This window comes from Microcoleus sp. A003_D6, assembly GCF_036702825.1.
In the GTDB taxonomy this organism is placed as follows: Bacteria; Cyanobacteriota; Cyanobacteriia; order Cyanobacteriales; family Microcoleaceae; genus Microcoleus.
In genome coordinates, this window is sequence record NZ_JAUBWA010000181.1 from 1 (window position 1) to 9,897 (window position 9,897).

General features: G+C 49.2%; 10 protein-coding genes. 2 read left to right on the plus strand and 8 right to left on the minus strand.

Annotation, left to right across the window (positions count from 1 at the left end; translation table 11 throughout):
* Positions 1-191: 191 nt before the first annotated feature.
* The 5 genes from QUB70_RS29790 to fabZ form a co-directional block, all read right to left on the minus strand.
* Positions 192-1,454, minus strand: coding sequence for a DNA cytosine methyltransferase (locus tag QUB70_RS29790; RefSeq protein WP_332985291.1), 1,263 nt, complete (start codon positions 1,452-1,454; stop codon positions 192-194).
* A 185-nt stretch (positions 1,455-1,639) separates the two neighbouring features.
* Positions 1,640-2,797: a lipid-A-disaccharide synthase gene (gene lpxB, locus QUB70_RS29795; RefSeq protein WP_332985293.1), complete on the minus strand. Its 1,158-nt coding sequence runs from the start codon at positions 2,795-2,797 to the stop codon at positions 1,640-1,642.
* Positions 2,798-2,806: 9 nt separating this feature from the next.
* Positions 2,807-3,409 carry a Uma2 family endonuclease gene (locus tag QUB70_RS29800; protein ID WP_332985294.1) on the minus strand — a complete coding sequence of 201 codons (603 nt, stop codon included), beginning with the start codon at positions 3,407-3,409 and terminating at the stop codon, positions 2,807-2,809.
* Positions 3,410-3,450: 41 nt separating this feature from the next.
* Positions 3,451-4,245 (minus strand): acyl-ACP--UDP-N-acetylglucosamine O-acyltransferase, encoded by a 795-nt coding sequence (gene lpxA, locus QUB70_RS29805; RefSeq protein WP_332985296.1) that lies wholly within the window; start codon positions 4,243-4,245, stop codon positions 3,451-3,453.
* A 123-nt stretch (positions 4,246-4,368) separates the two neighbouring features.
* The gene (gene fabZ / locus QUB70_RS29810; RefSeq protein WP_332985298.1) at positions 4,369-4,890 is read right to left on the minus strand and encodes a 3-hydroxyacyl-ACP dehydratase FabZ; all 522 of its coding nucleotides are present in this window, start codon (positions 4,888-4,890) and stop codon (positions 4,369-4,371) included.
* Positions 4,891-4,907: 17 nt separating this feature from the next.
* On the opposite strand from fabZ, the gene QUB70_RS29815 reads away from it, so the two are divergent.
* Positions 4,908-5,063: a hypothetical protein gene (locus QUB70_RS29815; protein WP_332985299.1), complete on the plus strand. Its 156-nt coding sequence runs from the start codon at positions 4,908-4,910 to the stop codon at positions 5,061-5,063.
* A 24-nt stretch (positions 5,064-5,087) separates the two neighbouring features.
* On the opposite strand, the gene lpxC is transcribed toward QUB70_RS29815, so the two are convergent.
* The 3 genes from lpxC to purC all read right to left on the minus strand — a co-directional run bounded on the left by lpxC (position 5,088) and on the right by purC (position 9,567).
* A complete protein-coding gene (lpxC, locus tag QUB70_RS29820) occupies positions 5,088-5,942 on the minus strand; it encodes a UDP-3-O-acyl-N-acetylglucosamine deacetylase (RefSeq protein WP_332985300.1) in 855 nt (284 codons plus the stop codon).
* 327 nt (positions 5,943-6,269) lie between these two features.
* Entirely contained in the window at positions 6,270-8,666 is a 2,397-nt protein-coding gene (locus QUB70_RS29825) for a BamA/TamA family outer membrane protein (RefSeq protein ID WP_332985301.1), read from the minus strand.
* A gap of 172 nt (positions 8,667-8,838) precedes the next feature.
* Positions 8,839-9,567 (minus strand): phosphoribosylaminoimidazolesuccinocarboxamide synthase, encoded by a 729-nt coding sequence (gene purC, locus QUB70_RS29830; protein ID WP_332985302.1) that lies wholly within the window; start codon positions 9,565-9,567, stop codon positions 8,839-8,841.
* Between the two features lie 273 nt (positions 9,568-9,840).
* On the opposite strand from purC, the gene QUB70_RS32820 reads away from it, so the two are divergent.
* Positions 9,841-9,897: helix-turn-helix domain-containing protein (locus tag QUB70_RS32820; RefSeq protein ID WP_442927853.1), on the plus strand; the 57-nt coding region annotated here is incomplete at its 3' end.

Genomic DNA, 9,897 nt, shown 5'->3' on the forward strand with positions numbered 1-9,897 from the left:
TGCGTCCCAGACGCGAGCTTTGAGTGGTGCTTTCTGTCGTTTCAGATTTCTTCTCCCCACAATAAAACCACCCTGCTAGCCCCCCCTTGCAAAGGGGGGGAACAAGAATACTGTTGCATTCTTTTTTGAATTTGGTATTAGTTAAAAAATGTCAGTGGAACGATAATATTGCCGTTAATTTAATCTAATTCTTAACTTTTTAGATAATATTGTTCTGCTTCCGACCAATTAAGTTTAAGCAACGAATCATCTCCCCATGTCAGCTTGAGACTCGGCTTAATTGCTTCCACGCCCAAAGCGCTAATAATTTGCGCTGCTACAGCTTTCGCCAGTAGCGGCGGTACAGAATTTCCGACTTGGCGAAAACCGTGCCATTTTGTAACGTGAAATCTAAACCAGTCAGGATAGGAATGCAGTCGCGCAGCTTCTCTGACTGTAATGCACCGAGGCGCGATCGGGTGAATCGGCCTCGGCGAAGTATAAGCCCCCCTCGCCCTGTCGGTTCCGGCCCTGAGAGTGTTGCAAACTCCCTGGGGGTGAAGCTTGTAAAAACGGCTGATCGGCTCTTTTTCGCCGTGTTTGGCCGCCTGAAACCTTTCCATACATTCCTGAGAATGTTTAGTTCGCAAACTACAGGAGAGGATTTGCCGATCGTACTCGCGATCGTAGGAATAATCATCATCCAAACCATCAATTCCGCGCATTATACTCGCATAAGTGCTGCACTTTCCGTACTCCGCCATTACCCAATCTCGGTGCAGCAACTCGCTGTAATTTTCAACTTCCGGCAAATCTCCAATCGCATCCCAAACTGTCGGGACAGCAGGTAAATTAATTTTTTTATAGCGTTTAGGAATTTTAATTTTCGGCAGTATCGTATTTTGCTGAGGGTATTTGGGTAGCTCATAACCTGCTTTGCACCCAATCAAAAACAATCGTTTGCGAGCTTGCGGCACTCCATAGTTAACCGCGTTGAGAACTTGATATTTTTCTTCTACTTGATAGCCTGCTTCCAGAAAAGAGCTAATTAAAAGCTTCAGGAGTTCTTTGTGTTCTCCTGATGCAATTCCCGGCACATTTTCCATTACAAAAAACTTGGGCTTTAGCTCCAAAACTAAGCGTTTAAAGTGAAAAATTAGAGAATTTCGCGGGTCGTCCACATCGCGCTTGCCCATCATCGAGAACCCTTGACAGGGCGAACCGCTGATTACTACGTCTATCTCGCGCCGCCCGATCGCCGATTTTTTCCGAATTTCCGATCCCCGAAGCTGTGCGACATCTTTGCACAGAATAGAACACATCGGGAAATTAAACTCGTGTGTGGCGCAGTGAATTGGGTCAATTTCGACTGAGGCAAGTACATCAAAACCTGCTTGTTCAAAGCCCAGGGTCATGCCGCCCGCGCCTGCAAATAAATCAACAGCGATCGGTCGCTTTTTCCGATTGCTTGGCATAACATTTCAATAACAAAGTTGCTTTAATTTGCTGTATTTAACTTTACCCAAAAGAATTGGTTTAAAGCCTATCCCCGATCGGGAGAAATTAAAATAAGACTATTCATTACTCCAATCCTCTTCCTTCTAAGTAGAGGTCGCTATCAACTGTCAACTGTCAACTGTCAACTGTCAACTGTCAACTGTCAACTGAAAATTTTCATTATTTCCGCAGCCGCCCGATCGCACGCACCGACATCTCCGAGACTTTCGCGCATTTCCCGATAACCTGCTTTCATTTGCTGGCGTCGATCGGCATTTTGCAGCAATTCCAGTGCGTGATTCACTATATTTTCCGCAGTAGCGTCGTCTTGCAGCAACTCAGGGACGATCGGCTTCATTTGCACCAAATTGGGCGGAGACATAAAAGGAATCGAAAATTTCAGGACGTGGCGAGCAATAATCGCCGTAATCGGACTGACGCGGTAGGCGACAACTTGCGGAACATCGAGCAAAGCTAGCTCCAGATTAACAGTACCAGATTTAGCGATCGCCAGATCGGCTGCCGCCAAGATTTCCAGAGTTTGATTTTCCAACAAAGTAGCCCGCAAACCGTAATTCTCGATCGCCTGTTCAATTTTGCTGCGGAAAGCTTTGTTAGCAAGCGGAATCCAGAAATGAACTTCCGGCAATTTAGCTTGAATAATTTGAGCGGCCTCAAATATAACTGGCATCAGGTACTTGAGTTCTTGGTGTCTGGAAGCGGGAATTAGGGCGATCGACACCTGTTCCGGCACAATTCCCAAAGTTTTGCGGGCAACTTCCCGGCTGGGCGCAGATTGCATTCTATCCACCAAAGGATGACCAACCCAACTCACTTGGGCTCCTTTTTTTCGATAATAACAAGCTTCTTCGGGGAAAATTGCCAAAAGTTGGTCGCAAATATTGACAATCAGATCGGTATTGCGAGGAGAAATCGACCAAACCCATTCTTGAGGTGCGATGTACCAAACCACCGGCAAATCAGGCAAACAGCGGCGGATGTAGCTGCCAATACCGAGATTTGGAGTCAAATAATCAATCAATACAACCGCATCGGGGCGGAAATTTTTGAGATATTGTTTAGCTTTTTCCTGAACTTTGATCGTGGGCCAAATATAGGGTACAGATTCTATAAGGCCCATAGAACCAATGCCCACAGTATCGCCTAAAATAGTAGCCCCAGCTTCCGCCATACGAGGCCCGCCCAATCCTGTTATTTCTAACTCCAAACCGGCGGTTACAGCGTGACGTTTTAACGCTGCAACTAACAAAGATCCTTGCAAATCTCCCGAAACCTCACCAGTGCTAATAAAAATTTTCATATTCTCAATTTAAACAGGTGAGATGTTTGCTAATAACTCGGTAACAGCATCATATTGATCGGGCATACTAGCACATCGTAGCAGTAATTCTAAGTCCAGAGCGGGAAGGAATGTGCTCCGGGCAATCTGCTCGTAATTTTCACCTGTTAAGTAATAGAGAGATAACTGACTGTTTTGCCAAAACCAGACTTCTCGAACGCCCAACCTTTTGTATAATTCTAAAGTATTTATCCCCCCACTGGTAATTACGACTTCAATAGCAATATCTGGGAATGTTTTTGGTGTTCCTATGTCATAGGAATCATCCGGCTCTTTTCTACCGCCTAATTCTCTGTTACCCAAAGTCGGCCCGCCCTTACCGTAAAATCGAATCCCATTTGCTCTCATATATGCCTCTAGCAGCATACAGAGAGTTTTTTTGATTATTTCGTGTTCGGGCGAGACAGTCATAATTTGCAGTATTCGATCGAGATAGAAAAATTTCACACCGCCGATATCTTTAAAAGCTGCTTCTATCGCTTCAAACTGCTCCCAGCTAACGCCGTTAAAAGTCATGCAGCCATCTTTTCCTGCATCGGGAGATATAGATTTGGCTAAGGTAGATAAATTCATAGGGCAACAGTCGCTTAGTTCATAGGTTTATTCTACCTCATTCACTTTTTGCCAGGAATCAAACCGCGCCGCCCTTTGGTTATAGACTGCTGCACAAATCTCCGCAGGTGCTGCAAGTGGGGGTTTTCCGGCAACAAATCCAACTCTTCCAAAGCTTGATTTAGATTGTAGCCAGAACGGTATAAAATACGAAAAGTTTTCTTCAAAACTAGCAAATCTTCTGCGGTAAAACCGGCGCGCTCTAAGCCTATTTTGTTGATAGCTCGCACTCTCGAAGGATTTCCCTCGACTAGCATATAAGGAGGTACGTCTCGATCGATCCTGCTCAAGCCGCCCACCATAGACAAGCGGCCGATGTGGACAAACTGGTGAACGCCCAAAACACCGCTCAATCGGGCTTGAGACTCGATTTTAACGTGTCCGGCTAAGGCTACAGCATTTGCGATAATTACTCGATCGGCGATCGCGCAATTGTGTCCCACATGAACGTAGGCCATCAATAGATTACGATCGCCAATTGTGGTGCTTTCCCCCGCTCCAGTAGCGCGGTTAATTGTCACGTATTCGCGAATCACATTGCTGTCGCCAATTGTTACCCTAGTGGGAGAACCCTCGTATTTCAAATCTTGAGGTTCCAAACCAATCGCCGCACCGGGGAAAATTTGATTTTGAGCGCCTATTTCTGTTAGCCCGTCGATAATTGCATGAGCGCCAATCTTAGTATCCGGCCCGATTTTCACTCTTTCGCCAATTACAGCATAAGCCCCCACTTCTACAGTCGGGTGCAGTTCGGCGCGGGGATGAATCACAGCAGTTGGGTGAATCAAAGTAAGCATTTTTCAGTTGTCAGTTGGCAGTTGGCAGTTGGCAGTTGGCAGTTGGCAGTTGGCAGTTGGCAGTTGGCAGTTGTCATCAGAAATAGATAAAAATTCCCAAATAACAAGTAACAAATAACAAATTTAATCTACCATTGAAAACGTCAATTCTCCTTCACAAACTTTTTGTCCGTCCACTTCAGCGATCGCCTGCATTTTTGCGAAGCGGCGGCGTTTTACCCACAGCAATTCTACAGTCATCAGCAACCGATCGCCCGGTACAACCTGACGGCGGAACTTGACTTTATCAATCCCGGTAAACATCCACAATCCTTGCTCGATGTCAGGCAACTGAGCGAGAACAATACCGCCAACTTGAGCCATCGCTTCGACAATTAAGACCCCAGGCATAATCGGTCGTCCGGGAAAATGCCCTTGAAAATGCGGTTCGTTGAAAGTCACATTTTTAATTCCTACAGCCCGCACTCCTGGCATATAATCAACAATCTTGTCTACCAGTGCAAAAGGATAGCGGTGAGGCAATAATTTCTGAATTTCTTCGACAGTAAAAGTAGATTTAACCGCTGGAGAATCCTCACCGTTTTCGGTGGGGACGGATTCAGAATTAGCAGTATTGAGGGTATTAACTTCAGTCAGCGTGGACATTGCTTGAAGACTTTTGAGTGTGGTATGGAAGAAGGAAGAAGGAAGAAGGAAGAAGTCAGAAGGAAGAAGGAAGAAGGAAGAAGTCAGAAGGAAGAAGGAAGAAGGAAGAAGTCAGAAGTCAGAAGGAAGAAGGAAGAAGGAAGAAGGAAGAAGTCAGAAGGAAGAAGAAGTAATCTTAACAGATTGCTTGTTTTTTCCTAACTTGTCTCTAGGGTGGCTAGAGCTTGGGAGTTCAGGGCTTGGGCGAGTTGGACGTGCAGGTTGTGACTGGCTTTGTAAGCCAAGTAGTGAGCTTTTGGTAAAGTTCCCAGCAAACTGAGGTCGCCTACTAAGTCTAGGATTTTATGGCGCACCGGTTCGTTGACAAATCTCAAGGGCGGGTTGAGCCAGCCGGATCGATCGCAAACTAGGGCGTTTTCTAGGGTACCACCTTTGATCAAACCTGCTTGTCGCAATTGGTCAACTTGGCGAGCAAGTCCAAAAGTGCGGGCTGGGGCGATCGCCGTCGCAAAACTTTCTGCCTCTGGCGACCAACTGTACCATTGATTGCCGATCGCCTGTTCCTCAAAATCAATTCCGTAACTAAATCGAGTTTCTGCTGAGGGTAAAGCCGCTGCAAAAGCATCGCCGTGACGCACCCAAATTGGATTTTCTAGGACGAAGGAGGGACTTGAATCTTCCTTGCATTCTTGAGGAACTAAGCCGGTACGGGCGATCGCCTCTACCCAAACCAGAGCCGAACCGTCCAACAGCGGCACTTCCGGCCCATCAACCTCAATTCGAGCATTATCCGCTCCCATCCCCGCCAAAGCGCCTAATAGATGCTCTACAGTGCGAATTTGAGCATCGATACCTGCCAGTTCAGTTGAAAGTGCAGTCTGACAAACTGCCTCAATTTTTGCAGGAATTATCGGAGCACCGGGCAAGTCAATTCTGACAAAATAGCGACCTTCCCCAACCCCAGCAGGCAAAACTCGGACGCGAGTTTGTTCGCCGCTGTGCAAACCGATTCCCGACAGTTCAAATTCAGATTTTAAGGTACGTTGAGTCATTAGTCATCAGTCATTAGTCATTGGTCATTAGTCATTAGTCATCAGTCATTAGTCATTGGTCATTGGTCATTAGTCATTGGTCATCAGTCATTGGTCATTAGTCATTGGTCATTAGTCATTGGTCATTAGTCATTGGTCATTGGTCATTAGTCATTGGTTGAGAATTACGCATTACCCATTACCCAGATGTGTCAACTTAATCCGAAAGACCGCCCTGGGTTTAAACCCAGGGCGGACTCAGGGTTTAACGCGCTTGTGGACACCTTAGCCATTACCCATTACTCCTAACTAAGGACTAATGACTGCTGACTAATGACTCTTCGTTAATTAGAATCGCTCGCCAATCCCAAAGTGAATTTGATTGTCGCCGCTGTCGTTGATACCGTAATCGATCCGGATCGGCCCTAAAGGAGATTGAATCCGCACGCCGAGGCCGTAACCGTAACCGCTACCGGGCTTGTTGCGGACACCGGCCGGGTCGCCAGGGACATCTTTGCCCGTGCCCAAATCAGTGCCAGCATCCAAAAATAGCGCACCGCCGATAAACGAAATAATCGGGAAACGGTACTCAACGCTGGCTTCTAGGAAGCTGCGACCGGCTCCGAGGTCGCCTTCGTTGTATCCGCGCACCGAGTTGGCGCCGCCCAAGGCAAAGGCTTCGTAGGGAGGCAAATCTCCGAATACTGTGCCGCCTCTAAAACTGAATGCCAGCGTTTGAGGGCCGGGGGTAAAGTTGGTGTACTTGACTGGTAGGTAAAAGCTGTAGCTGGCCCGCAGGCGGTTTAACAGGATGCTGCCGGAACCTACAGGAATCGATTGTTCCACCCCAAACCTGATCAGGGAACCGCTAGTGGGGCGGAGGGGGTCGTTGCGCCGATCGCGCACAACACCTGCTTGCAAAGTTGTCAAGTCATCGGAGCCGGAATCGCTAAAACTTAACTGGTTGCCGAGTTCGTCCTCGGATTCGCGCCGGCCTTTGCGATCGGTAATTGAGACTCGCTGGTACTGCAAGCCGACTGAAGCAGTCCACTCAGCATCGGCAAAAGGATTGCGCGACAGGGGACGGGTGAAATTGATACCGGCACCGGTGCGATTGATGCGGGGGCGATCGTCGTTGGGCAATCTGACTTCCCGATCGCCACCGTCAAAAATCACGCTGATCGATCGTCTTCTAAACACATTAACCGTATAAGAAGTCCGGTAAGGATCGCCGGCAATCCAGGGATCTGTAAAACTCAAGTCAAACAGATTTTGGCGTTCCCCGATTTGCACCTCAGCGCCCAACTTCTGGTTTCTGCCGCCCAAGTTTTGCTGCTGGTAACTCACCGTACCGAACAAACCAGTCGCGGAACTCAAACCCGCACCCGCCGCCAGAGAACCGGTATTTTTCTCGATGACGTTGACAATTACCCTTGCCTTGCGGGGGTCTGTCGTTCCCGGTTCCAAGGCCAGCCGCACGTCTTCAAAAATTCCCAAACCAAACACCCGTCTCAAATCCCTTTCCGCCTTGGTGCGGTTAAAGATATCTCCGGGCTTGAGTTCTACTTCGCGGGTGACGACAAAGCGGCGGGTGTTGCCTCCGATCGGCTGACCCGTGGCATCCGTTGCCTCTCCCTCCTTGTTCAAGAAGCGGACATCAACGGATTCGATCTGGCCTTCTGCCACTACCAGGGTGACAGTGCCGTCGTCTGCTACTTGCGGGGCATCAGTGATTTGGCCCAAAACATAGCCGTTCTCTTGATACCACGCATTAATTTTTTTCACTCCCTCCTCAAAGCGGCGGAGGTTGAGAATTTGGCCGTACTGATCGCGGAAGCTTTCGTCAATTACGCTTTGGGGCAGCACTTGCTGGCCGGTGATTGTCACTCCCCGCAGCACCGGATTTGCCTGCACGATAAAAGTTACCCGAACGCCCAACGGGGTGTCTTCGGGTACTGCCCGCACGTTTCTGAAAAAGCCCGTGGCAAAAATGGCGTTGATGTCTTGTTGCAGTTGGCTGCGGTTGGTCGTGCGTCCCGGTTGGGTGCTGATGACTCGGTAAATTTCGCTTTCCAGGTCTCCCGTCGCCCCGGTGACGGTAACTTCTGCAACTAGCACTTGCGGTTCGGCCGCCCCGGCGGGTGCGGGGGTTTGTCTGGGCTGCGGTGCTGGGGCCGAGGGCAATGTGGGAACGGTGTTAGTCGGAGGGCTCGCTGGGGCCGGTCTGACTGGGGCCGGTCTGGGGGTAACTTGGGGGTTCTGAGCGATCGCCCCGGATTCATCTGGTTTCCCTAGCTCTGCTGCGATCCAGGCGGGCGTTACAGCCGATGGCGCGGGGGGGAGCGGGCTGCCCAGTTGCCCCTCTGGCAGGGCGTTTTGGCTGCTAGAGGCGGGGGAGGGGTTGGATGCTAGCTCGGGTTTGAGTTGAAAGTCCGCCGGCGAAACCGGGGAGGGCGGGTCTGTGACTCGGTTTGGGGGTTCGCGGTCGTCCTCTCCTCTGGCAGGGGCCTGGGCTATTTTTAGGGCTTCCCCTTTGCTGGTTTTAGCGGCTTTGCGGTTTTGAGGAGGGTTTTGGGTTAATTCTGGAACGGGGCGATCGGGTAATTCGATCGACGGGGCGGGGGTAACGGCGGCCAAAGTTTCCTCTGCTGATTCAGAGTAGGATGTTTGGCCCGAAGCCGAATTTGATAACCCGAATGTTGCTGAGGCAGTAAAAACTGCCACCAATACAGCAGATAAGCGCATTTTTGTTCACTTTTTTGGAATCCACACACCACATTAGTCATCAGTCATCAGTCATTAGTCATTAGTCATTAGTTATTGAGTCGGTAGAATTTGCCGCTGACTGCTAACTGTTGACTGCTGAGTGCTGAATGTCCGTGACAAACTGTGCAATTGTAGCGCATTGTTAAGGCCTCTAGACTTTCTGAGCTAGAACCCGCTGGAGAACTTGCTGGTAAGCGGTTTCCACCGATCCCAAGTCGCGGCGGAATCGGTCTTTGTCCATAACACGGGCGTCGGGGTCGGTTTCTGCGTTGTCCCACAGGCGGCAGGTGTCAGGACTGATTTCGTCGGCAAGGATCAGGTTTTGATGTTGGTCTATACCGAATTCCAGTTTGAAGTCTACCAGGGTGATGCCGCACTGGGTGAAAAATTCTTGCAGTATTTCGTTAATTTCGCGGGCGGCGGTTTCTAGTTGGTCTACTTGTTCCGGGGTGGCTAGCTGCATTAACAGCAGTCGGCCGCGGGTCAACAGCGGGTCTCCCAAATCGTCGTTTTTGTAATAAAACTCTACCAGCGGTGGATTGACAATTGTGCCGAGGGCGAGTCCGGTTTGTTTGCAAAGACTGCCGGCGGCAATGTTTCTGACGACGACTTCTAAGGGCAAGATTTTGACGCGGCAGACTCGCATTTGGTTGGGGGCTGGCGTGTCGATGAAGTGGGTGGGAATGCCTTTGGCTTCTAGCATCCGAAACAGGTGGGCTGATATGGCATTGTTGATTTCGCCTTTGCCGGCGATGCTGCCGCGTTTCTGGGCGTTAAAGGCTGTGGCGTCGTCTTTGAAGTGGGTCAGCAAAATTTCGCTGTCTTCGGTGGAGTAGAGGATTTTGGCTTTGCCTTCGTAGAGTTTGCGATCGGCTGACATGGCGATTAATAATAAGGTAGATGAGTTTTAGATTTTACAGTAGCTCGATCGGGCGTTATTTGCGAGTTTGTGGATCTCGGCTGCCCCAACCCGATGCCCTGACAGGGGAGTAGGCCTGCGGATAGATACCGCCACCGGCTGAGGCATAGATGATTCTTGACAAAGAAATTGGGATACAAGCCCCGTCTTTCAAGACGGCTTTAATTCTCTTTGAAGTCTCCTAATTTTGTTGGTAAGGCCTAGTATAATAAAGTAAGTAAGTAACGGGAAATAATGAAAGCAAGGTATCAATACAGAATTTATCCGACTCATCAGCAACAGCAGAGTTTA